Source organism: Pseudomonas gebzensis, assembly GCF_034427815.1.
GTDB lineage: Bacteria > Pseudomonadota > Gammaproteobacteria > Pseudomonadales > Pseudomonadaceae > Aquipseudomonas.
Genome location: NZ_JAXQNS010000001.1, coordinates 832,823 through 853,689 on the forward strand (window position 1 = coordinate 832,823; position 20,867 = coordinate 853,689).

The window sequence follows — 20,867 nt, forward strand, 5'->3', positions numbered from 1 at the left end:
CGGGCCAGAAGGACGCCGGACATGCTCATCGCCAACACCCCATTCATCGTCAGCGGCGCTGCCTCCGGGCTGGGCGCTGCCACCGCGCAGATGCTCATCGAAGCCGGTGCGCGGGTCATGCTGGTCGACCTCAATGCACACGCGGTCCAGGCCAAAGCCCGTGAACTGGGTGACAACGCCCGCTTCGCGGTCGCCGACATCAGTGATGAGCACGCCGCCAAGGCCGCCGTCGATGCCGCACTCCAGGCGTTTGGCAGCCTCCATGGACTGGTCAATTGCGCCGGTGTCGTGGCCGGCGAGAAGGTCCTGGGCAAGCAGGGCCCGCACGCACTGGACAGCTTCTCGCGAATCATCAACGTCAACCTGATCGGCAGCTTCAACCTGATGCGCCTTGCGGCAGCCGCCATTGCCGAAGGCGCTGCCGACGCGCAGGGCGAGCGCGGGGTGATCATCAACACCGCCTCGGTTGCCGCCTTCGATGGGCAGATCGGCCAAGCCGCTTATTCGGCGTCCAAAGGTGCCATTGCCAGCATGACCTTGCCGGTCGCTCGTGAGCTGGCGCGCTATGGCATCCGTGTGATGACCATCGCCCCCGGCATCTTTGAAACCCCCATGATGGCCGGCATGAGCGACGAGGTGCGCAGCTCACTGGCCGCGGGCGTACCGTTCCCGCCACGCCTTGGCCGCCCGCAGGAATACGCCGCGCTGGTGCGCCATATCATTGAAAACAGCATGCTCAATGGCGAGGTGATCCGGCTTGACGGCGCCTTGCGCATGGCTGCGCGCTAAGGAGATTCATCATGAGCCTGCACACTGATCCCATCGTTATCGTCAGCGCCGTACGCACCCCCATGGGCGGATTGCAAGGTGACCTGGCCTCCCGAACCGCGCCGCAATTGGGCGCCGTCGCGATTGCCGCTGCGGTCGAGCGCGCCGGCATCGCCTCGGCCGAGGTCGAGCAAGTGCTGTTCGGCTGCGTGCTGCCCGCCGGCCTCGGCCAGGCGCCGGCACGCCAGGCCGCCCTCGGCGCCGGGCTGGCCCAGCACACGACCTGCACCACCTTGAACAAGATGTGCGGTTCGGGCATGCAGGCGGTGATCATGGCCCATGACCTGCTGCTGGCCGGCAGCGCCGAGGTGGTGGTGGCGGGCGGCATGGAGAGCATGAGCAACGCGCCGTATGTGCTCGACAAGGCGCGCAACGGCTACCGCATGGGCCACGGCAAGCTGCTCGACCACATGTTCCTCGATGGCCTTGAAGATGCCTATGACAAGGGCCGTCTGATGGGCACCTTCGCCGAAGACTGCGCGCAGACCCACGGCTTCAGCCGCCAGGCCCAGGACGACTTCGCTATCGCCTCGCTGACGCGCGCTCAGCAGGCCATGAGCGAGGGCCGTTTTACCGCCGAAATCGTCCCGGTGGAGGTGACCGAAGGCAAGCAGACCCGTCTGGTCAGTGAAGACGAACAGCCGCCCAAGGCGCGCCTTGAGAAAATCCCCCAACTGCGCCCGGCCTTTCGCGCCGATGGCACTGTCACCGCCGCCAATGCCAGCTCGATCTCCGATGGTGCCGCCGCTCTGGTGCTGATGCGCCGCTCTCAGGCTGAGCAGCGTGGGTTGACGCCGTTGGCGGTGATCCATGGCCATGCGGCCTTCGCTGACGCCCCGGCGCTGTTCCCCACCGCACCCATCGGCGCCATCGAACGGCTGTTGGCGCGCACCGGCTGGTCACTGAACGACGTCGATCTGTTCGAGATCAACGAAGCCTTTGCGGTCGTTGCTCTGGCTGCCATGCAGCAACTGCACTTGCCCCACACCAAGGTCAATGTCCACGGCGGCGCCTGCGCGCTGGGCCACCCGATCGGCGCCTCGGGTGCGCGCATTCTGGTGACCCTGCTGTCAGCGCTGCGCCAGAACGGTCTGCGCCGTGGCGTGGCTGCCATCTGCATCGGCGGCGGTGAGGCTACGGCGCTCGCGGTCGAATGTCTGTATTGAGGTGAAACCATGTTGATAACCGATGAGCAGCAACAGATCGCCGACGCTATCCGCGATTTCGCCCAGGAACGCCTCAAGCCCTTCGCCGAGCAATGGGACAAGGCCCATCGCTTCCCCCGCGAGGCCATCGATGAAATGGCCGCCCTTGGCCTGTTCGGCATGCTGGTGCCCGAACAGTGGGGCGGCAGTGACACCGGTTACGTGGCCTATGCCTTGGCCCTGGAAGAAATCGCCGCCGGAGATGGCGCGTGTTCCACCATCATGAGCGTGCACAACTCGGTCGGTTGTGTGCCCATTCTCAACTTCGGCAGCGAGGCGCAGAAGCAGCGTTTTCTCATCCCCTTGGCCCAAGGTGAGATGCTTGGCGCCTTTGCCCTGACCGAGCCGCAGGCAGGCTCCGATGCCAGTGCGCTGAAAACCCGAGCGCGGCGCGATGGCGAGCACTACGTCATCGACGGCAGCAAACAGTTCATCACTTCCGGACAGAACGCAGGCGCGGTGATCGTCTTTGCCGTCACCGACCCCGAGGCCGGCAAGCGTGGCCTGAGTGCCTTCATCGTGCCCACCGACACGCCGGGCTACCAGGTCGCGCGGGTCGAGGACAAGCTTGGCCAGCACGCCTCGGACACCTGCCAGTTGCACTTCGACGGCATGCGCATTCCTATGGCCAACCGCCTGGGCGAGGAGGGCGAGGGCTACCGCATTGCCTTGGCCAACCTCGAAGGCGGCCGCGTGGGTATCGCCGCCCAGTCGGTCGGCATGGCCCGCGCAGCTTTCGAGGTGGCCCGCGACTATGCCCGCGAGCGGCAGAGCTTCGGCAAGCCGATCATCGAACACCAGGCGGTGGCCTTCCGCCTTGCCGACATGGCCACGCGCATTGCCGTTGCCCGGCAAATGGTGCTGCACGCCGCCGCGCTTCGCGATGCCGGGCGTCCCGCCCTGGTCGAGGCGTCGATGGCCAAGCTGTTCGCCTCGGAAATGGCCGAGCAGGTCTGTTCCGATGCCTTGCAGACGCTGGGTGGATATGGCTATCTGAGCGACTTCCCCCTGGAGCGGATCTACCGTGATGTCCGCGTCTGCCAGATCTACGAAGGCACCAGCGACATTCAGCGCATGGTCATCGCGCGCAATCTTTGAAGGAGCAGCTTGCATGGCATTTGAAAGCATCATTCTGGACATTCACGGCAAGGTCGGCCTGATAACCCTCAACCGACCACAAGCCCTCAATGCGCTCAACGCGCAGATCGTCGCCGAGATCAACCAGGCCCTGGACCAGCTCGAGCATGATCCGCAGATCGGCTGTGTGGTGCTGACCGGTTCTGCCAAGGCGTTCGCCGCTGGCGCCGACATCAAGGAAATGGCTGACCTCAGCTACCCGCAGATCTACACCGAAGACCTGTTCAGCGACGCCGACCGCATCGCCAACCGGCGCAAGCCGATCATCGCTGCGGTGTCGGGCTTCGCCTTGGGCGGCGGCTGCGAGCTGGCGATGATGTGCGATTTCATTCTGGCGGCCGACACTGCGAAGTTCGGCCAGCCTGAGATCAACCTCGGCGTGCTGCCCGGCATGGGCGGCACCCAGCGCCTGACCCGTGCGGTGGGCAAGGCCAAAGCCATGGAACTGTGCCTGAGCGGTCGTTTGATGGGCGCCGAGGAAGCCGAACGTGCGGGTTTGGTGGCGCGCATCGTGCCGCAGGCCGAGTTGCTCGACGAAGCCTTGAAGGTGGCAACGAGCATTGCCAGCAAGTCGATTCCGGTGACCATGATGGTCAAGGAGAGCGTCAACCGCGCCTTCGAGGTGAGCTTGAGCGAAGGCGTGCGCTTCGAGCGCCGAGTGTTCCATGCAGCCTTTGCCACGCAAGATCAGAAAGAGGGCATGGCGGCGTTCATTGCCAAGCGTGAAGCGCAGTTCAAGGATCGCTGACACGCTGGGTGGGGGCGCCCGTGCCTGGGCTGTGGCGTGCAGCCCCCTGCCGACATCGCCCGAACCAGTGCCAAAGTAGCAAGGCGTGCGCCGCTGCGAGCGTGTATCACTGGTGGCACCGCAATCCTGTGGTGCCAGAGGAGGCTGGAACGATGTGGAAAAAACCTGCGTTCACCGATCTGCGGATCGGCTTTGAAGTGACGATGTATTTCGCCAACCGTTGATCCGTTCTGCATGGAGCGCCTGGCACCCGGGTTGTGGGTGCCGGGTGCCGGAACGCCCGCCGAACGTCGCATTGCAAATGACGGAAGATGGCATAGGCTCAGGCCCCTCTTTGGATAACAACAACAAAAGCAGGCGTTGCAATGAGCGCGAATCTCAGCCAGTTGCGCAAGTTCGTTTCCCCCGAAATCATCTTTGGCGCCGGTAGCCGGCACCATGTCGCCAATTACGCCCGTACCTTCGGTGCGCGCAAGGTACTGCTGGTCAGCGATCCGGGCGTGGTGGCGGCCGGCTGGGTGGCCGATATCGAAGCCAGCCTGCGAGGCCAGGGTATCGGCTACTGCCTGTACACCGCCGTGTCGCCCAATCCGCGGATCGAGGAGGTCATGGCCGGCGCCGAGCGCTACCGCAGCGAGCAGTGCGACGTGATCGTGGCCGTCGGCGGTGGCAGCCCTATGGACTGCGCCAAGGGCATCGGCATCGTGGTTGCCCATGGCCGGCACATTCTCGAGTTCGAAGGCGTCGACACCATCCGCGTGCCCAGCCCTCCGCTGATCCTCATTCCCACCACGGCGGGCACCTCCGCCGATGTGTCTCAGTTCGTCATTCTTTCCAACCAGCAGGAGCGCATGAAGCTCTCCATCGTCAGCAAGGCGGTAGTGCCGGACGTGTCGCTGATCGACCCGGAAACCACCCTGAGCATGGACCCGTTCCTCTCGGCCTGTACCGGCATCGATGCGTTGGTGCATGCCATCGAGGCATTCGTGTCGACTGGCCACGGGCCACTGACGGACCCTCACGCGCTGGAGGCCATGCGCCTGATCGATGGCAACCTGGTAGCGATGATCGCCCAGCCCGGCGACATTGCCCTGCGCGAGAAGGTCATGCTCGGCAGCATGCAGGCCGGGCTGGCCTTTTCCAATGCGATTCTGGGCGCCGTGCATGCCATGTCGCACAGCCTTGGCGGCTTTCTCGACTTGCCCCATGGCTTGTGCAATGCGGTGCTGGTCGAGCACGTGGTGGCGTTCAACTACAGCGCTGCCCCCGAGCGCTTCAAGGTTATCGCTCAAACACTGGGCATTGATTGCCGTGGGCTGAACCATCAGCAGGTGCGCCAGCGCCTGGTCGAACACTTGATCGCCCTCAAGCGGGCGGTGGGCTTCCACGAAACCCTCGGTTTGCACGGGGTCGGCAGCAGCGACATCCCGTTCCTCTCGCGCCATGCCATGGACGATCCGTGCATCCTGACCAACCCGCGCAATTCGAGTTTGCGCGATGTCGAGGTGGTGTATGGCGAGGCGCTCTGAATCCGCCGTCGAGGCGTCCAGTGTCGCGCAGTCGCACGCATCGCCGCGCAGCGGTGCGGCGCTGGCAGGCTTGCTCGGGCTGTCCAACCATACCGTGCGCAAGAGCCACTACCCCGAGCTTGCGGTGCGCCTGGAAGAGCTCGAAGCCGAACGCAACCGCTACACGTGGCTGTTCGAACATGCCGTGCACGGGATTTTCCAGGCCAGCCTGGAAGACGGCATGCGCGCTGCCAACCCGGCGCTGGCACGCATGCTCGGCTACGCCGACCCGCTGGCAGTGATGTTTTCACGCACTGAACTGGCCAGCCGGCTGTTCGTCGGCGGTGGCCAGGAGCTGCTGGGTATTGTCGAGGTGCTGCAGCGCGAGCAGGCGTTGCTCGGCTACGAAACCCGCCTGCGCCGACGCGACGGCAGCAGCGTCGACGTATTGATGAACCTGCTCATGCGGCCTGACGAACAGGGCGTGGTCGAGGGCTTCGTCGCTGACATCACTGAGCGCAAGCTTGCCCAGGATCGCCTGCAGCAACTCAATGACCAGCTCGAACAGCGCGTCGCCGAGCGCACCAACGAGCTGATCGAGGCGCGCGATGCCGCCCAGGCCGCCAACCTCAGCAAAGACAAGTACCTGGCGGCGGCCAGCCATGACCTGCTGCAACCGCTCAATGCTGCGCGGCTGCTGATCTCGACGCTGCGCGAGCGCACCCTGGCTGCGGCCGAGCAGGTGTTGGTGGAGCGTGCCCACCAGGCGCTGGAAGGGGCTGAAGACCTGTTGACGGACCTGCTGGACATCTCGCGCCTGGACCAAGCCAGCATCCAGCCGGACCTCGACCTGTATCGCCTGGATGAAGTCCTGCTGCCACTGGCTTCGGAGTTCGAGTCCGTCGCTGCCGCCGCAAGCCTGCACCTGCGGGTCCGCGGCGGCCAGGTAGTCCTGCATACCGACCTGCGCCTGCTCACGCGTATCCTGCGCAACTTTCTCAGCAATGCATGCCGCTATACCGATCACGGACGTGTGCTGCTGGGCTGGCGCTTACGCGGTCGGGCGCTGCGCATCGAGGTGTGGGATACCGGGCGCGGAATTGCCCAGGATCGACTGCAGGCGATCTTTCTCGAGTTCAACCAGCTGGATGTCGGCCGCGCGGCGGATCGCAAGGGTGTCGGCCTGGGCCTGGCCATCGTCGAGCGGATTGCGCGGATCCTGCAGTGTCCGGTGGCGGTTCGCTCATGGCCGGGGCGCGGCTCGGTGTTCAGTATCGACATTCCAGTGTCCACCGAGCACCCCGCGCAGCCCGTTCCGGCGGCGCCACAGCCGACGCTCGGCAATCCGCTGCCTGGGCGCCGCCTGCTGGTGCTGGACAACGAACTGAGCATCCGCCTGAGCATGGCCGCGCTACTGGCACAGTGGGGGTGCGAGGTGGTGACTGCCAGCGATCTGCAGGAATCGTTGCAGGCGCTCCAGGGGCGAGCGCCGGAGCTGGTACTTGCCGATTTTCACCTGGACCATGGCGTGACAGGGTGCGATGTGATTCGCGCGCTGCGCATCCATTTCGATGCTGCCATACCGGCCGTGATGATCACCGCTGACCGGAGCGAGCAGAGCCGGCGTGCAATGCAGCAGGTCAGTGCCCCCTTGCTGAACAAGCCCGTCAAGCCCGGCAAGTTGCGGGCGGTGCTGAGCCAGTTGCTCGGCTGAGCGGCCGCAGCGAAGTGCAGGGCAATACAGTTCAAAGGATGCCTTGCAAGGGCAGGATGTGCCGTTTTCCGACCGCCCATGCTCATTTAGGTTGCCCACTTGCACGCGGCACCTTAGACTGCCGCCCCCTGCAAACAAGCGTCTGATGGGCGCTTGAACAATTCCGTTGCCTGCGCGCGACGCTGGCGACCCCCGGATCGCCCAAATGCACCTTTTTTCATAGAGAAGTCGATGACCAAGGAACAGTTACTGGCCATGTCGGCCGATGACTACATGAATGCCGATCAGCTCGGTTACTTCACCTCGCTGCTGCAAGCGATGAAGGTGGATACCCATGAGCGTATCGAGCTGAGCCGTACCACCATCGAGAGTCTGGATACGCCGTCAGACCCTGCCGACGTTGCGTCTGTCGAGGAAGAGCGGCACTGGCTGGTCAATGCCATCGAGCGCGACCAGCGTTTGCTGCCGCAACTCGAAATGGCGCTGGGTCGCATTCAGGACGAAAGCTTCGGCTGGTGCGACGACAGCGGCGAGCCTATCGGCCTGCAACGCCTGCTGATCAGCCCCACGACCAAGTATTGCATCGAGGCCCAAGAGCGCCACGAGCAGCTCGACCGCCACTTGCGTCAGGTCTGAGTGCGGGATGACAAAGGCCCCAGGGAGCGATCCCTGGGGCCTTTGTGTACATGGCTCCGATACCCGGCTGTTCGCTGTTGCCCTACGGACACCGGTTTGCTGAGTGATCGAGTGATTGGGCCAGCAGGCAGGCATCCCGGTGCAGGCGGCGGAATCCCCGGACCCTGCCTGTGGCGCTTTCCATCACGTGAAAAAAACCGATACCGGCGGGGATCACAATGAAACGTGGTAAGTTCACGTGGTGCTGAGCGTAGGAAATACCCTTTTCCTCTCGACGAATTTCGGTCTTATCGTGCATATTCTTTTTCCGGAACGTGTAGGTGATCACCAGATGCCTGTCGTGGCTGCAAACCGGACACATCTACGCATCTTTGCTGACGGGGCTGTTGTCAGACATCGCGCTTTGTTCGGCCAGAAAACGCCGCCAGCCTAGTTAGGGAAAAGAAGTTGGCCAAGGATGTAATCATTCCTGCGAGTCTCGTTGCTTACTTCGACAGACGCTTTAGGCACTGATTAGTAGTCTCCCGCACTTCAACTTGAAGTCCCGCCGCCAGGCCTGCGCTCGAGCGCTGCCCAGGCGCTGGGTGCAACCGTTTCGAGGATTTCTTAATTGGCAGTCAGTACGTTGGATACACATGCATTGTTTGTCTTGGGTGATCTGCGCGCCCAACTGGTCAAACTGTTCCAAGGACGTTTCGTTTACATCAGCGAGCAAGGCCCGGACGGTTTGTACATGGCCGAGGTCGATCTCGAGAGTGCGCTAGTGGTCGACGACAAACAACGTCTTGAACTCAAGGTAGGCGATCACCTGCGCGCTGCCGTGTTGCCCAGCCGTGAAGGCGGCAAACTGGAACTGCGCTTTCGCGACATCAAGTTCAGCGTCTATGGGGTAGGCGATTACGCTTTTGTATCCGTGCCAGAAGGCGAGGGCATCGTATTCCGTGAGGCACACGGCGTGATGCTGGTCTTCGCTGCGCACCAGCAGGTATCTGAAGGCCTGGGCAAGTTGATCAAGGGCGTGATCGGTAAAGTGGCTAAGTGGCGAAAAGGCGAGCTGACCACGTTCAAGGCCAGCGAGTGATGGGCGAGCCTGGCTCGCCGTTGCCGCAGCGCTCCGTTGCCGGTTCGCGCGCCGAGGCCGTGGTCATGGCCGAGCAATGGTTGGCACGGCGAACTGAGCTGCAGGGCAAGTGGTTTGACTGGGTGGCGGCGCAGCTCTATGTCATGAGCCCGCCGGCTTTCGCTGCGGCTGTAAGACGTGAATTGCAACGGCTGACGTCAGGCTGAGTACATCAGTTGCCGCCATCGCGCCCACTGACCTCTTCAGGCACGTCGTCCCCTGCAGCGCGCTTGCGAAACAACGCTGCCCTGGCCAGTAGCAGCGTTGTCACAGGTACGGTGATCGACAGCAGGATCGGGATCAGCCAGGCGTGCAAAACCAGGCTTTGCTTGAGGCTGGAGAAGTACAGGATCGATGCCAGCGCTACGCACCACGCGCCCAGCGTTGATGCCAGCGCCGGCGGATGCATGCGCTGGAAGTAGTCTTTCAGACGCACCAGCCCTACCGCGCCAAGCAGGGCGAACAGACTGCCGCACAGCAGCAGTGCGGCCGTGGTGAGCTCCAGCCAGAACGACAATTCAACGGTCTCGGTCATTCGATCACCTCGCCTCGCAGAAGGAATTTGGCCAGCGCGAACGAACCCACGAAGCCGAACAGTGCAATCAGCAGCGCGCCTTCAAAGTAGGTGTCACTGGCGTAGCGAATTCCCAGCACCAGCATCATCAGCATGCCCAGGATGTACAGGTAGTCCAGCGCCAGGACCCGGTCCTGCGCCGAGGGGCCGCGAAACAGCCGCACCAGTGTCAGGCACATGGCGATGCTGAGGATGAACAGGCTGGCCAGCACAGCATTGGCAAGCACTCCGGTCATTCGAAGATCTCCATCAGTGGACGTTCATAGACCCGCTTGAAATGCTCGATGAAGGCAGCTTCATCCTTGAGGTCGAACACGTGCAGCAGCAGCACGCTGCGATCGAGCGCCAGCTCCGACCAGACAGTTCCCGGCACCACGGTAGTGATCATCGACAGCGCCGCCAGTCCATGGGCCTCGCGCAGCTCGAGGGGAATGTGCACGAAAGCCGAGTGCGGTGCGCGCGAACCCATGCGCAGAACCCCTGCCGCCACCTGAACATTCGAGAGCACCACGTCGATGCCAACCCGGGCAACCAGCTTCAACACCACCCATGGACGTTTGACATGCGCATGCTGAGGGCGCAGTGGCGCCAGCAGCAGCGGCGCAAACAACGCCAGGCCGGCCGCCAGCAGAATATTGCCGGGGCTGACTGACAGGTTGAGAAGAAGCCACAGGACAAACAGCGCGACCGACAACAGCGGCGCAGGGAATAGGCGGCTCATGGTTGCACCTGCGCGTGCTGGGTAGTGGGTCCTGGTAGGGGTTTGCTGGACATCACCGCATCGATATAGCGCTCGGGGGTGCGCAGGCTGGCGGCCGTGTCCTGTGTATAACGCAGCAGCGGCTCAGCCTTGAAGCTCAGTGCCAGACACAACCCCAGCAGAATCACGATCGGCAGGCACTCATAACGACGCAGCACGGGTGACGGTCGTTCTTCCGGCTTCCAGAAACGCTGGATGCCGACCCGCCCGAAGGCAATCAGCGACGCCAGGCCGGAGAGTATCAGCAGCCCTACCAGCATCCACCCCTCAGGCGGCAGCGGCTGTTGCGGCGCGATGCCCAGGCCCAGTGGGTTGAACAGGGCGCTGATCAGGCCCAGCTTGCCGATGAAGCCAGACAGCGGCGGCATGCCGATGATCAGCAGCGCGCAGGCAATGAAACTCAAGCCGAGGAATGCCATGGTCCAGGGAATGATCTGACCGATAACCGCCTTTTGATTGTCATCCAGGTTGATACCCTTGGGCGGATGCAGCGATTCGAGCGGGGAGGGCATGGCGTCTTCCTCCTCATACAGGGGTTGTTCGTTAGCTGAACGCGAGCGCTCGATCAGTTCGGCCAGCAGGAACAATGCGCTCAGCGCCAGCGTAGAGCTGACCAGATAGAACAATGCTGCACCGGTGAGCACCGGTTGGCCGAAGCCGATCGCTGCCAGCAGGGTGCCTGCCGACACCAGAATGCTCAATGCCGCCATGCGCTCCAGCCGCTGCGCCGCCAGCAATGACACGGCTGCCACTGCCAGGGTCGCCAGGCCGCCGTAGACCAGCCACTGGCCGCCGAAATATGCCGAAGCGCCGGCTTGGCCCGAGAACAGCAGCGTCCACAGGCGCAGGGTGGCATACAGGCCCACCTTGGTCATGATGGCAAACAGCGCGGCCACCGGGGCACTGGCGCAGGCATAGGCGCGGACAAGCCAGAAGTTCAGCGGCCAGATGCCCGCTTTGGCCAGGAACGCCATGGCCAGGATCGCCGCACCCGCATGCAGCAGGCCACGATCGGCTTCGGGTACCAGCGGAATCTTCAGCGCCAGATCTGCCATGTTCAGAGTGCCGGTGACGCCATAGAGCATGGCAGCGCCGATCAGGAACAGAGAAGAAGCAAACAGATTGATGGCGATGTAGTGCAGCCCCGCCCTGACCCGAGCGCGCCCGGAGCCGTGCAGGATCAAGCCGTAGGAAGCGGCCAGCAGCACCTCGAAGAACACGAACAGGTTGAACAGGTCGGCGGTCAGAAAGGCGCCGTACAAACCCATCAGCTGAATCTGGAACAGTGCATGAAAGCTGGCGCCAGCATTGGCCCAGCGCGCCCGGGCGAAGAGCAACGCGCTTACCCCGATCACGCCGGTCAGCGTCAGCATCAGCGCAGACAGGTGATCGAGCACCAGTACGATGCCAAACGGCGCCGGCCAGTTGCCCGGCAGGTACACCCCGATCGATTCGGCCGCACCTTGATTTTTCACCCACAACAGCAGAGTTACCGCCACCGCCAGACCCGCCGCGCTGGACAGCAGGTTCAAGCGGGCCTTGAGCAGACGATGCTTCTCGCCAAGCATGAGCATCAGCGCGGCGGTCAGCAGTGGCAACAGAATGGGCAGGGCGATCAGTTGGTTCATCACGGTCATTCTTCACGCTCCCGGCCATCGACGTGGTCGGTCCCGGTCAGGCCTCTGGAGGCCAGCATTACCACGAGGAACAGCGCGGTCATGGCGAAGCTGATGACGATAGCGGTCAGTACCAGTGCCTGTGGTAGAGGGTCGGTGTAATGCAGCAGGTCTTGGGTCACGCCCTCTTTGATGATCGGCTCCTTGCCAATGAACAGGCTGCCCATGCTGAAGATGAACAGGTTGACCCCATACGAAAGCAGGCACAGGCCCATGATGACCTGATACGTCCGCGGGCGCAGAATCAGCCATACGCCTGACGCGGCGAGCACACCGATGGCTACGGCAATCACTTCTTCCATCAGACAGCTCCCGCTTGGCTGGATTTGGCTGGTCCGCCCGGGCGATAGGCACGGACCGATTGGTGTGCAAGCGCCGTGAGGATCAGCAGGGTCGAACCTACCACCACGCTGAACACGCCAACGTCGAACAGCAGGGCGCTGGCTACGTGCATGTCGCCCAGCAGCGGCAGGCTCAGGTGAGCGGTGTGGGTGGTCAGGAACGGATAGCCAAAGGCCATTGCCCCGACGCCCGTCAGCGTTGCGAACAGCAGGCCGACGCCCATCCAGCGCAGCGGCCGAAGGCTCATCTGCGCCTCGACCCACTGCGTGCCTGCCACCATGTACTGCAGGATGAACGCGACCGACATCACCAGCCCCGCCACGAAGCCGCCACCGGGTTGGTTATGGCCGCGCATGAACAGGTACATCGACACCAGCAGCGCCATGGGCAGCAGCAGACGCACCAGTACAGCAGGCACCATCATGAAGCCCAGTGCGGTATCGGCTGCATGGCGCGGGTTGACCAGATCGGTGATCACATCAGGCGCCAGGCGTCGCTGCTGAGCAGGCAATTGCATGCTTTCCTTGGGCGGCCTGAAGCGGCGCAACAGGGCAAAGACCGTGAGCCCTACCGCCACCAATACCGTGATTTCGCCCAAGGTATCGAAGCCGCGGAAGTCCACCAGCATCACGTTGACCACATTGGTTCCGCCACCCTCGGGTAATGCTCGGCTGAGGTAGAACGAGGAAATCACGTTGGGCGTCGGCCGGGTCAGCATTGCGTACGACAGCAAGGCCATGCCGCCGCCAACGAGGATAGCCAGCACCAGGTCACGCACGCGCCGCATACGGGCACGGTCCAGGCTGCCCGGCAGCGGCGACACCCCGGCGATTCGCCGTGGCAGCCAGCGCAGGCCGAGCAGGATCAGCACGGTGGTGACCACCTCGACCACCAGTTGAGTGAGGGCAAGGTCCGGCGCAGAGAACCAGACAAAGGTGATGCAGGTCATCAGCCCGCAGACACTGACCATGATCAGCGCCGCCAAGCGGTGATACTTGGCCTGCCAGGCAGCACCAATGGCGCAGGCGATGGCGATCAGCCAGAGCGCAACGAACACCCCTGACCCTGGAATTTTCGGACGCTCGCCCCAGGTCAAGCCGCTGTAGAGCATCGGTGTGAGTCCGGCCAGGAAGGCGGCGAGCACCAGCATGAATAGCTGGGTTTGCAGGCGTCGACTGGTCAGCAGCCGCTCCGTGCGCTGTGCCAGCAGCATCAGGTGCACCTGGCCTCGCTCGAACATGCGCTTGCCATTGAAGCGTTCGATCAGCGGTGGGTAAGGGAAGCGGCCGCGCCGGAGCTGCTTGCGCAGTAGCAGGTAAAGGATGATCCCTCCCGACATGGCCACCAGGCTCATGATCATGGGCGCATTCCAGCCGTGCCAGATGGCCAGGCTGTACTCGGGCAATGGTCCACCGACCACCGGCAGTGCGGCGGCAGCGAGCAGCGGGGCGACCGATTGGGCCGGGAAGATACCCACCACCAGACACGTCAGCACCAGCAGTTCGACCGGGGCGCGCATCCAGCGCGCAGGCTCATGGGGGATGTGCGGGAGGTCCTTGGCCGGAGGGCCAAAGAACACGTCAACCGTGAACCGCAGGGCGTAGGCCACGCTGAACGTGCCGGCGAGCGTAGCGATGACCGGCAGCGCCGTCTCGACCCACACCGAGGAGCTGATGAACACCGTTTCGGCGAAGAACATCTCTTTTGAAAGGAACCCGTTCAACAACGGCACCCCCGCCATGGACGCACTGGCGACCATGGCCAGCGTGGCGGTGTAGGGGACCAGTCGAATCAGGCCGCTCAGGCGGCGGATGTCGCGAGTACCACTTTCGTGGTCGATGATGCCTGCCGCCATGAACAGAGAGGCCTTGAACGTGGCGTGGTTGAGAATATGGAACACGGCCGCGACGGCAGCCAATGGGCTGTTGAGCCCCAGCAGCAAGGTGATCAGGCCCAGATGGCTGATCGTCGAATAGGCCAGCAGGCCTTTGAGATCGTTCTGGAACATGGCTGCGAAGGCACCGAGCAACAAGGTGCAGGCACCGGCGCCACCAACGATCCAGAACCACTCGTCTGTGCCTGACAGCGCCGGCCAGAACCGCGCCAGCAAAAACACCCCGGCCTTGACCATGGTTGCCGAGTGAAGATAGGCCGAGACCGGCGTAGGCGCCGCCATTGCATGGGGCAGCCAGAAATGGAACGGGAACTGCGCACTCTTGCTCAATGCGCCAATCAGGATTAAAGGCAGCAGCACGGGGTACAGCGCGTGCTGGCGGATCAGGTCGCCGGCGCCGAGGATCTTGTCGAGGTCATAACTGCCGACCACGTGGCCCAGCAGCAATGCACCGACCAGCAAGCACAACCCGCCCGCACCGGTCACCATCAAGGCCATGTAAGCGCCGCGCCTGGCATCGGCGCGATGGTGCCAGTAGCCAATCAGCAGGAAGGAAAACAGGCTGGTCAGCTCCCAGAAGAACACCAGCTGGATCAGGTTGCCGGAGATCACCAGTCCCAGCATCGCACCCATGAATGCCAGGAAGAAGGCGAAGAAACGCGGGACCGGATCCTGCGGAGACATGTAGTAGCGCGCATACAGCGCGACCAATGTACCGATGCCCAGGACCAGTAGGCTGAACAGCCAGGCGAAGCCGTCCATGCGCAAGACCAGGTTGAGCCCAAGGCTGGGCAACCACAGGAACTCTTCGCGAATGACCCCGCCATCGACGATCTGCGGGTACATGAACGCCACCTGGACGGTACCGACCAGTGCTACGAGGCCCGCAAGAATGGACTCGGCGTTGCGCGCGTTGTGCGGCAGGACGGCCGCCAGACAACTGCCTATGAAGGGCAGAAGCAATAGCACTATCAAGGACATAGCGTTCCAATCGGCAGGAGTTTGCAAAGAATAATACGTGCCGGGTTGTTGATCACCAACACGTAACCTGTCGCAGAATCCTACAAACCGACGCCATCCTTATGTTTTTTTATGACATTTCTTTACGAAGTGACGCGGCTGGCATGGGAGCGCTGCTACGTTTTGTCCTCGCAGCAGGGACTGGGTTCAATCTGTTTCTCGGGACGGGGGCGTCGTTGCAGCTTGAGTTCGCTCACCACTACCGCCAACACGATCAGGCCAGCGCCCACCAAGGCCATGCCCGGCAGCCGCTCACCCGCCAATCGGCCGAAGACGCCAGCCCAGACCGGTTCTCCGGCATAGATCAAGGTGGCCCGCGTGGGGGAGATCGACTGTTGGGCCCAGTTCATGGCGACCTGGATGACGGCACTCATTGCGCCCAGCCCAAGGGCGCTGAACACCAACAGCCCCGAGATAGCGGGCAGCGACTCCTGCAGCGGGGCCATCATCATGAATGACAGCAACGAAGCAGTCGCTAGCTGGACCACCGTCACCCGGCGCACATCCACTTTGCCGGCATAGCGGCTGATCAGAATGATTTCTGCGGCGATGGCCACCGCGCTGACCAGCGTGATCAGTTCACCGCTGCTCAAGTGCATCGCGCCGGATTCCGGTCCAGCCAGCAGGATGAGCCCCAGGAATGCCACGCAGATGCCGAGGCTTGGCATCAGGCCGGGCCGGCGCCCGAGCACCAACCACTGCAGCAATGGCACGAACGGCACATACAGGGCGGTGATGAAGGCGGATTGGCTACTGGTGATCGTTTGCAGCCCCATGGTCTGCAAGCCATAGCCAAGCATGATGGTAACGCCGATCAGCATGCCTGCCTTGAGCTCGAGTCGCGTCAGGCCGGCCAGGCTGCGCCAGCTGATCAAGGCAACGAACACTGCTGCCGCTGCAAAGCGCAACCCGACGAAGAACATTGGCCCGCTGACACTCATGACGTTGTGCACCAGCAGAAACGTACCGCCCCATAACAAGGTTATGAAGACCAGCACGGCCTCTGCTTTGCTCAGGCGCATGGATGGGCGCAGGCGTTGGCTGCTGGTGGCATCGGTCATGGGCTTGCACGCTCGGAAGACGCGGCGCACAATCGCCGCAAAGTGCGCAGTATACTGCGCAATCTCGATCAGTGAGCAAACCTTTGTCCAAACCTACCGAGCATTCTGGCTCAGTGCTGCAGCATGTCAGCCACAACATTCGCCATTTGCGTTGCGCTGCCGGGCTGAGCCAGTCCGCGCTTGCCGAGCGGTCCGCCGTCAGTCGACGCATGCTGGTCGCCATTGAGGCCGGAGAGAAAAATGTCAGCCTGGCTACGCTGGATCGGATTGCTGGCGCGCTTGAGGTGCCGTTCAGTCAGCTCATCCAGGCCGCAGACCAACGCGACCGAAGTCGCATCGATGAACTGGCGTGGGCAGGCCAGAAAGGCAGCAAAGCCGTGTTGCTCGGGACCAGTCCGGCCAGTCGCGAGGTCGAGCTCTGGGAGTGGCGTCTCGAGCCGGGCGAGCAGTATGTCAGTGAGGCAGATGCTGAAGGATGGAGCGAACAGATCTACGTTGCCCAGGGTTGTCTCACGCTGGTGATCGAGGGCGTGGAGCGTACGCTACGAGCCGGGGAGTTCTTCGTTTTCGCCAGCAACTGCCTTTATGGCTACAGGAACGACACCAGTGCTGAAGTGCGCTTCGTGCGTAACGTGGTGATCTGAGGTCCCGTGCAGGTTCGCCAAGCCCGGCATCGCTGCTCAGGTGTTGACCTCAGCTTTACTTGAGGTTCTATCCTTCCTGCCTTCGTTTCGCATGCCCTCTACAAGGAGACTGTCGATGATGGCCAGGCCTGATTCACCTCGCTTCACCCAACTGATCGAGTACTGCGTTGCGCCGGTGTGTCAGGAGCGCCTGGCGCACGCGTTGTTGCAGGGGTGTCAAGCGTTGCGGCAAGCGCATCAGGGTTTGCTCGAGGCAAACGTGCAGGCCAGCGATGACGGTAGGCGGGTGCTGCAATGCCTGCAATGGCGATCACGCGCAGAAGGGGTGACCGGTGCCGAGTTCTTCAGTGGTACTGATTTTTGTCAGATGCTGCTCCAGCATCGTTCCAGTAGCGTGCGTTTTGCGTCGTATGAATCACTCGATGTCCTTTGCACGCCCACTGCTGCTCAGTTCTGTGGTGAGTCTGCGTTCGGGGCGTGTGGCGCTTGAGGCGGTCGCGCTACCCTCGCGCTCAGATTCGTCCTGAACGCGGTGCGATTCCGCGCGCCGCCGCCCAGGGTGAAACTTCTGTAGGAAAAGGCTCTTAATTCTGTCGAATTTGCCGTATGCGACCGCCTGCGCCGGGTGCAGGATATGGGCGCATGTCGGGCTGCTAGAGTAGGCCCCTCGATCAAATTGGAGTCGGAGTGTGCATGAGCAATCAGTTCCCTGTTTCACAGGCAGTGCCCCAGCGCCTTGAGCGCGTCCGCGAAGTCATGCGGCGCAGGCGTGTCGACGCCTTGCTGGTACCGTCGGCAGATCCTCACCTCTCAGAATACCTGCCTGAACACTGGCAGGGCCGCCAATGGTTGTCGGGCTTCAATGGGTCTGTCGGCACGTTGGTCGTTACCGCGCAGTTTGCGGGTTTATGGGCCGACAGTCGGTACTGGGAGCAGGCGGCTCTGGAACTTGCCGGCACTGGTGTCACATTGATCAAGCACACCTCGGAACAGCCTTCGCCCACTCAATGGCTGGTTGAACATACCCCGTCCGAGGGCGTTGTCAGCGTTGACGGCGCTGTCATGGCCTTGGCCGGCGGGCGTGAGTTGCAAGCCCAGCTACAGGCCCGCGGCGTTACCTTGGCGACTGACATTGACCTGCTCGATGAGGTCTGGCTGGACAGGCCGCAACTGCCTGCTTTTCCGCTCTACGAGCACGAGTTTCCCTATGCCACTGTTGGCCGGACTGCCAAGCTGGCAACGCTACGTGAGACCATGCGTGCGCATCGCGTGCAAGCGCACGTGATCGCTGCGCTCGATGACATCGCCTGGCTCTTCAATCTTCGTGGCAGTGACGTGTCCTACAACCCGCTTTTTCTGTCGTTCGCCCTGATCGAGCCTCAGCGTGCAAGGTTGTTCGTGGACTTCACCAAACTCGACGAGCCGCTTCTTCGTGTTCTGGAGGGCGACGGCATCGAAATCCACGACTATGCAGATGTCGCTCAGGCGCTCCGGTCGCTTGCCCCCGCCACTCGACTGCTGATCGACCCGGCGCGAGTGACCATGGGCTTGATCGGCAACCTGCAGACGGGTGTGGAATTGGTCGAAGCGACCAATCCCACGCACGTGTGCAAATCGCGCAAGTCCGAACAGGACCTTCAGCATGTCCGGCATGCGATGGAGCAGGATGGCGCTGCACTGTGTGAGTTCTTCGCGTGGCTGGAGTCGAATCTGGGCCGTGGAGACGTTACCGAGCTCAGCGTCGACGAGCACCTCACTGCGGCACGCGCCAGGCGCAAGGACTTCATCTCGCCCAGCTTTGCGACCATCGCCGCGTTCAATGGCAATGGGGCAATGCCTCACTACCGCGCGACCGCGCAATCCCATGCGCGCATAGCGGGCGACGGCCTGCTGTTGCTTGATTCAGGCGGGCAATACCTGGGTGGTACAACAGACATCACGCGTATGGTGCCTGTGGGAACGCCCAGCATCGAGCAGCGGCATGACTGCACGCGGGTGCTCAAGGGCGTTATCGCCTTATCCAGAGCCCGCTTTCCCGAAGGCATCGCGTCGCCCCTGCTCGACGCGATAGCTCGGGCGCCACTGTGGGCTGAGCAAGTCGACTACGGGCATGGCACCGGCCATGGTGTGGGGTACTTCCTCAATGTGCACGAAGGGCCGCAAGTCATTTCCTATCGCGCCAGTCCTTCTGCCCACACAGCGTTGCGTGCTGGAATGATCACTTCGGTCGAGCCGGGTACCTACCGACCGGGCCAGTGGGGCGTACGCATCGAAAACCTGGTGGCGACTCGCGATGCGGGCAACAGCACCTTCGGCGCATTTCTTGATTTCGAGACGCTGACGTTGTGTCCGATCGACACCCGTTGCCTGCTCACGGACTTGCTCGATGCCAGTGAGCGGGCTTGGCTCAATGCTTATCATGAGCATGTTTTCCAGCGGCTGGCGCCATTGCTCGAAAGCGATGCGTTGATCTGGTTGGAGCTGCGCACGCAGCGCGTATAGGTGCCTGATCAAGGCAGCCCACTGGGCTGCCTCTGTTTCACTTAGCGACAGATGACGATCATGCTACGGCTGGTATAGCCAGCAGGGTTGATTCCGAACAGATAGTCGCCAGGTTCTCCTTCCGAATTGCCCGAGCGTGCAATCACCTTGTAGTTTTTGGGGCTACAGGCGCTCACGGCCCTGCTATAGCACTTCTCCCACGAGGACGTGAGCCCTGAACAATCAATGTGCAGGCCTTTTTTGCCTCGCTTGACTTCGGTTTTGGCATTTGCGGCGCAACCAGTTACGGTCAGGATCGCCAGGATAAGGATGATACGTTTCATTCCTGTCCTTAATACTTGCCAGGTGCAAAGCCTGGCCTTCTAGTGATCACAGCGTTGCTTTATCGCTGTGATGGAGCTCGCGTGGATCCTAACGGGTCAAGACGGTCGGCAGCGTGTTGTGCAATCCTGGGCCGGCTGATTAATTTGTTTTAAATGCAAACATTTCTCATGTCAATCAGCCGGTATCGCCACTGCTGCCTCCCGGCGCATTGTCAGGGTGGCGCCTACCGAAGCAACGATGATAGCCAAGATTGCCAACCACTGAGTGTTGGTCAGCATTTCGCTTAAAAAGATCAGTCCAGATAGCGCTGCGATGGCAGGCTCGATACTCATCAATGTACCGAAGGTGCGGGCGGGCAGTCGTGTCAGGGCAATCATTTCCAGGCTGTAGGGCAGGGCGGTTGATAGTATGGCCACGCCCAGGGCCACAGGAATGATTGCCGGATTCAGCAGTGCGCTGCCTGCATGGACGATACCTACCGGCGCGATGAACACTGCAGCGATCACCACGCCCAGGGCAGCAGTCTGCACGCCGTGCTCAGCACCGGCCTTTTGCCCGTAAAGAATGTACAGCGCCCAGCACACCCCAGCGCCCAGCGCGTAGGCTGCGCCGGTAAGGTCGATCGCCGCGTCGGTGTGGCCCAGAGGGATGAGCATCAACAGTCCAGTCACAGCCAGCGCAATCCAGATGAAGTCGACCAGCCGACGCGAAGCGAGCAATGCCACAGCCAAGGGCCCAGTGAACTCGAGCGCAACGGCGATGCCCAGCGGCACGGTGCGTACAGACATATAGAAGAGCAGATTCATGCCGCCCAGGGCCATGCCATAGATGATCACGCTACGCAGCGTGGCCCTGTCCAGGCGCACGCGCCAGGGGCGCAGAAGCAGCACCATGATCACGCTGGCAAAGATCAGTCGCAGGGCGGTTGTTCCTTGGGCGCCAATGAGCGGGAAGAGACTTTTGGCGAGCGATGCTCCGGACTGGATCGAAAGCATGGCGATCAACAGCAGGCCAACGGGGAAGAGGATGCCGGCCAGGCTGCGGGGGGTGGTGTTCATGGAGGTGGAGCCATCCTGATAGAAGACGAAGGTGCGCATTATAGTGCGCATCCTCTCGACAGCCTGCAACTGGCTGCAATCGCGCTCTGGTCAACACCGACGCCATTGTGAATGTC

23 protein-coding genes are annotated in these 20,867 nt (G+C 62.3%); 13 read left to right on the forward strand and 10 right to left on the reverse strand.

What is annotated here, in order from left to right:
* Positions 1-21: 21 nt before the first annotated feature.
* From SJI00_RS03945 to SJI00_RS03980, 8 genes are all read left to right on the forward strand, one after another.
* A complete protein-coding gene (locus SJI00_RS03945; protein ID WP_322460422.1) occupies positions 22-789 on the forward strand; it encodes an SDR family NAD(P)-dependent oxidoreductase in 768 nt (255 codons plus the stop codon).
* Positions 790-800: 11 nt separating this feature from the next.
* On the forward strand, positions 801-1,994 hold the full coding sequence (locus SJI00_RS03950) for an acetyl-CoA C-acyltransferase (RefSeq protein ID WP_322460423.1): 1,194 nt from the start codon (positions 801-803) through the stop codon (positions 1,992-1,994).
* A gap of 9 nt (positions 1,995-2,003) precedes the next feature.
* Positions 2,004-3,131: an acyl-CoA dehydrogenase gene (locus SJI00_RS03955; protein ID WP_322460424.1), complete on the forward strand. Its 1,128-nt coding sequence runs from the start codon at positions 2,004-2,006 to the stop codon at positions 3,129-3,131.
* A 13-nt stretch (positions 3,132-3,144) separates the two neighbouring features.
* A complete protein-coding gene (locus SJI00_RS03960; protein ID WP_322460425.1) occupies positions 3,145-3,918 on the forward strand; it encodes an enoyl-CoA hydratase in 774 nt (257 codons plus the stop codon).
* A gap of 152 nt (positions 3,919-4,070) precedes the next feature.
* Positions 4,071-4,142: a pyrroloquinoline quinone precursor peptide PqqA gene (pqqA, locus tag SJI00_RS03965; RefSeq protein WP_009394664.1), complete on the forward strand. Its 72-nt coding sequence runs from the start codon at positions 4,071-4,073 to the stop codon at positions 4,140-4,142.
* Between the two features lie 141 nt (positions 4,143-4,283).
* The gene (ercA, locus tag SJI00_RS03970) at positions 4,284-5,447 is read left to right on the forward strand and encodes an alcohol dehydrogenase-like regulatory protein ErcA (protein WP_322460426.1); all 1,164 of its coding nucleotides are present in this window, start codon (positions 4,284-4,286) and stop codon (positions 5,445-5,447) included.
* Complete coding sequence (locus SJI00_RS03975; RefSeq protein ID WP_322460427.1) at positions 5,431-7,140, forward strand: PAS domain-containing hybrid sensor histidine kinase/response regulator; 1,710 nt, start codon at positions 5,431-5,433, stop codon at positions 7,138-7,140. Before ercA ends, SJI00_RS03975 begins: the two co-directional genes overlap by 17 nt.
* Before the next feature lie 231 nt (positions 7,141-7,371).
* On the forward strand, positions 7,372-7,776 hold the full coding sequence (locus SJI00_RS03980; RefSeq protein WP_312934186.1) for a TraR/DksA family transcriptional regulator: 405 nt from the start codon (positions 7,372-7,374) through the stop codon (positions 7,774-7,776).
* 82 nt (positions 7,777-7,858) lie between these two features.
* Here the strand turns inward: SJI00_RS03980 and SJI00_RS03985 are convergent, their stop codons facing one another.
* On the reverse strand, positions 7,859-8,074 hold the full coding sequence (locus tag SJI00_RS03985; protein WP_322460428.1) for a hypothetical protein: 216 nt from the start codon (positions 8,072-8,074) through the stop codon (positions 7,859-7,861).
* Positions 8,075-8,386: 312 nt separating this feature from the next.
* Between SJI00_RS03985 and SJI00_RS03990 the strand changes: the two genes are divergently transcribed.
* Entirely contained in the window at positions 8,387-8,857 is a 471-nt protein-coding gene (locus tag SJI00_RS03990; protein WP_322460429.1) for a hypothetical protein, read from the forward strand.
* Complete coding sequence (locus SJI00_RS03995) at positions 8,857-9,063, forward strand: hypothetical protein (protein ID WP_322460430.1); 207 nt, start codon at positions 8,857-8,859, stop codon at positions 9,061-9,063. Before SJI00_RS03990 ends, SJI00_RS03995 begins: the two co-directional genes overlap by 1 nt.
* Before the next feature lie 5 nt (positions 9,064-9,068).
* Here SJI00_RS03995 and SJI00_RS04000 read toward each other — a convergent pair whose 3' ends face one another.
* From SJI00_RS04000 to SJI00_RS04030, 7 genes are all read right to left on the reverse strand, one after another.
* On the reverse strand, positions 9,069-9,431 hold the full coding sequence (locus tag SJI00_RS04000; protein WP_322460431.1) for a Na+/H+ antiporter subunit G: 363 nt from the start codon (positions 9,429-9,431) through the stop codon (positions 9,069-9,071).
* Positions 9,428-9,706: a K+/H+ antiporter subunit F gene (locus SJI00_RS04005; RefSeq protein ID WP_322460432.1), complete on the reverse strand. Its 279-nt coding sequence runs from the start codon at positions 9,704-9,706 to the stop codon at positions 9,428-9,430. Before SJI00_RS04005 ends, SJI00_RS04000 begins: the two co-directional genes overlap by 4 nt.
* On the reverse strand, positions 9,703-10,191 hold the full coding sequence (locus SJI00_RS04010; RefSeq protein ID WP_322460433.1) for a Na+/H+ antiporter subunit E: 489 nt from the start codon (positions 10,189-10,191) through the stop codon (positions 9,703-9,705). The genes SJI00_RS04005 and SJI00_RS04010 overlap by 4 nt, the downstream gene beginning before the upstream one ends.
* On the reverse strand, positions 10,188-11,867 hold the full coding sequence (locus tag SJI00_RS04015) for a monovalent cation/H+ antiporter subunit D (protein WP_322460434.1): 1,680 nt from the start codon (positions 11,865-11,867) through the stop codon (positions 10,188-10,190). The genes SJI00_RS04010 and SJI00_RS04015 overlap by 4 nt, the downstream gene beginning before the upstream one ends.
* Positions 11,864-12,208, reverse strand: a complete 345-nt coding sequence (locus SJI00_RS04020; protein WP_312934178.1) for a Na+/H+ antiporter subunit C — start codon at positions 12,206-12,208, stop codon at positions 11,864-11,866. The genes SJI00_RS04015 and SJI00_RS04020 overlap by 4 nt, the downstream gene beginning before the upstream one ends.
* Positions 12,208-15,123: a monovalent cation/H+ antiporter subunit A gene (locus tag SJI00_RS04025; RefSeq protein ID WP_322460435.1), complete on the reverse strand. Its 2,916-nt coding sequence runs from the start codon at positions 15,121-15,123 to the stop codon at positions 12,208-12,210. The genes SJI00_RS04020 and SJI00_RS04025 overlap by 1 nt, the downstream gene beginning before the upstream one ends.
* A 155-nt stretch (positions 15,124-15,278) precedes the next feature.
* Entirely contained in the window at positions 15,279-16,223 is a 945-nt protein-coding gene (locus SJI00_RS04030; protein ID WP_322460436.1) for a DMT family transporter, read from the reverse strand.
* A gap of 83 nt (positions 16,224-16,306) precedes the next feature.
* Here SJI00_RS04030 and SJI00_RS04035 point away from each other — a divergent pair, with 83 nt between their 5' ends.
* The 3 genes from SJI00_RS04035 to SJI00_RS04045 all read left to right on the forward strand — a co-directional run bounded on the left by SJI00_RS04035 (position 16,307) and on the right by SJI00_RS04045 (position 19,369).
* A complete protein-coding gene (locus SJI00_RS04035; protein WP_322460437.1) occupies positions 16,307-16,867 on the forward strand; it encodes a helix-turn-helix domain-containing protein in 561 nt (186 codons plus the stop codon).
* A gap of 115 nt (positions 16,868-16,982) precedes the next feature.
* Complete coding sequence (locus SJI00_RS04040) at positions 16,983-17,357, forward strand: antibiotic biosynthesis monooxygenase (protein ID WP_322460438.1); 375 nt, start codon at positions 16,983-16,985, stop codon at positions 17,355-17,357.
* A 203-nt stretch (positions 17,358-17,560) separates the two neighbouring features.
* Complete coding sequence (locus SJI00_RS04045) at positions 17,561-19,369, forward strand: aminopeptidase P family protein (protein ID WP_322460439.1); 1,809 nt, start codon at positions 17,561-17,563, stop codon at positions 19,367-19,369.
* 41 nt (positions 19,370-19,410) lie between these two features.
* On the opposite strand, the gene SJI00_RS04050 is transcribed toward SJI00_RS04045, so the two are convergent.
* Together SJI00_RS04050 and rhtA are read right to left on the reverse strand one after the other, a co-directional pair.
* Complete coding sequence (locus SJI00_RS04050; RefSeq protein ID WP_322460440.1) at positions 19,411-19,692, reverse strand: hypothetical protein; 282 nt, start codon at positions 19,690-19,692, stop codon at positions 19,411-19,413.
* A gap of 171 nt (positions 19,693-19,863) precedes the next feature.
* Positions 19,864-20,751, reverse strand: a complete 888-nt coding sequence (gene rhtA / locus SJI00_RS04055) for a threonine/homoserine exporter RhtA (protein WP_322460470.1) — start codon at positions 20,749-20,751, stop codon at positions 19,864-19,866.
* Positions 20,752-20,867: the final 116 nt, after the last annotated feature.

What these genes read in the sequence shown, in the direction of transcription:
- SJI00_RS03950 (WP_322460423.1), top strand. Translation starts at nt 801, where the DNA reads ATGAGCCTGCACACTGATCCCATCGTTATCGTCAGCGCCGTACGCACC.
- SJI00_RS04015 (WP_322460434.1), bottom strand. Translation starts at nt 11,867, where the DNA reads ATGACCGTGATGAACCAACTGATCGCCCTGCCCATTCTGTTGCCACTG.
- SJI00_RS04050 (WP_322460440.1), bottom strand. Translation starts at nt 19,692, where the DNA reads ATGAAACGTATCATCCTTATCCTGGCGATCCTGACCGTAACTGGTTGC.
- SJI00_RS04045 (WP_322460439.1), top strand. Translation starts at nt 17,561, where the DNA reads ATGAGCAATCAGTTCCCTGTTTCACAGGCAGTGCCCCAGCGCCTTGAG.
- SJI00_RS04020 (WP_312934178.1), bottom strand. Translation starts at nt 12,208, where the DNA reads ATGGAAGAAGTGATTGCCGTAGCCATCGGTGTGCTCGCCGCGTCAGGC.
- SJI00_RS03975 (WP_322460427.1), top strand. Translation starts at nt 5,431, where the DNA reads ATGGCGAGGCGCTCTGAATCCGCCGTCGAGGCGTCCAGTGTCGCGCAG.
- SJI00_RS04005 (WP_322460432.1), bottom strand. Translation starts at nt 9,706, where the DNA reads ATGACCGGAGTGCTTGCCAATGCTGTGCTGGCCAGCCTGTTCATCCTC.
- SJI00_RS03960 (WP_322460425.1), top strand. Translation starts at nt 3,145, where the DNA reads ATGGCATTTGAAAGCATCATTCTGGACATTCACGGCAAGGTCGGCCTG.
- SJI00_RS04030 (WP_322460436.1), bottom strand. Translation starts at nt 16,223, where the DNA reads ATGACCGATGCCACCAGCAGCCAACGCCTGCGCCCATCCATGCGCCTG.
- SJI00_RS03980 (WP_312934186.1), top strand. Translation starts at nt 7,372, where the DNA reads ATGACCAAGGAACAGTTACTGGCCATGTCGGCCGATGACTACATGAAT.
- SJI00_RS03995 (WP_322460430.1), top strand. Translation starts at nt 8,857, where the DNA reads ATGGGCGAGCCTGGCTCGCCGTTGCCGCAGCGCTCCGTTGCCGGTTCG.
- SJI00_RS04040 (WP_322460438.1), top strand. Translation starts at nt 16,983, where the DNA reads ATGATGGCCAGGCCTGATTCACCTCGCTTCACCCAACTGATCGAGTAC.
- SJI00_RS04025 (WP_322460435.1), bottom strand. Translation starts at nt 15,123, where the DNA reads ATGTCCTTGATAGTGCTATTGCTTCTGCCCTTCATAGGCAGTTGTCTG.
- SJI00_RS03945 (WP_322460422.1), top strand. Translation starts at nt 22, where the DNA reads ATGCTCATCGCCAACACCCCATTCATCGTCAGCGGCGCTGCCTCCGGG.
- rhtA (WP_322460470.1), bottom strand. Translation starts at nt 20,751, where the DNA reads ATGAACACCACCCCCCGCAGCCTGGCCGGCATCCTCTTCCCCGTTGGC.
- SJI00_RS04010 (WP_322460433.1), bottom strand. Translation starts at nt 10,191, where the DNA reads ATGAGCCGCCTATTCCCTGCGCCGCTGTTGTCGGTCGCGCTGTTTGTC.
- ercA (WP_322460426.1), top strand. Translation starts at nt 4,284, where the DNA reads ATGAGCGCGAATCTCAGCCAGTTGCGCAAGTTCGTTTCCCCCGAAATC.
- SJI00_RS03955 (WP_322460424.1), top strand. Translation starts at nt 2,004, where the DNA reads ATGTTGATAACCGATGAGCAGCAACAGATCGCCGACGCTATCCGCGAT.
- SJI00_RS04000 (WP_322460431.1), bottom strand. Translation starts at nt 9,431, where the DNA reads ATGACCGAGACCGTTGAATTGTCGTTCTGGCTGGAGCTCACCACGGCC.
- SJI00_RS03985 (WP_322460428.1), bottom strand. Translation starts at nt 8,074, where the DNA reads ATGCACGATAAGACCGAAATTCGTCGAGAGGAAAAGGGTATTTCCTAC.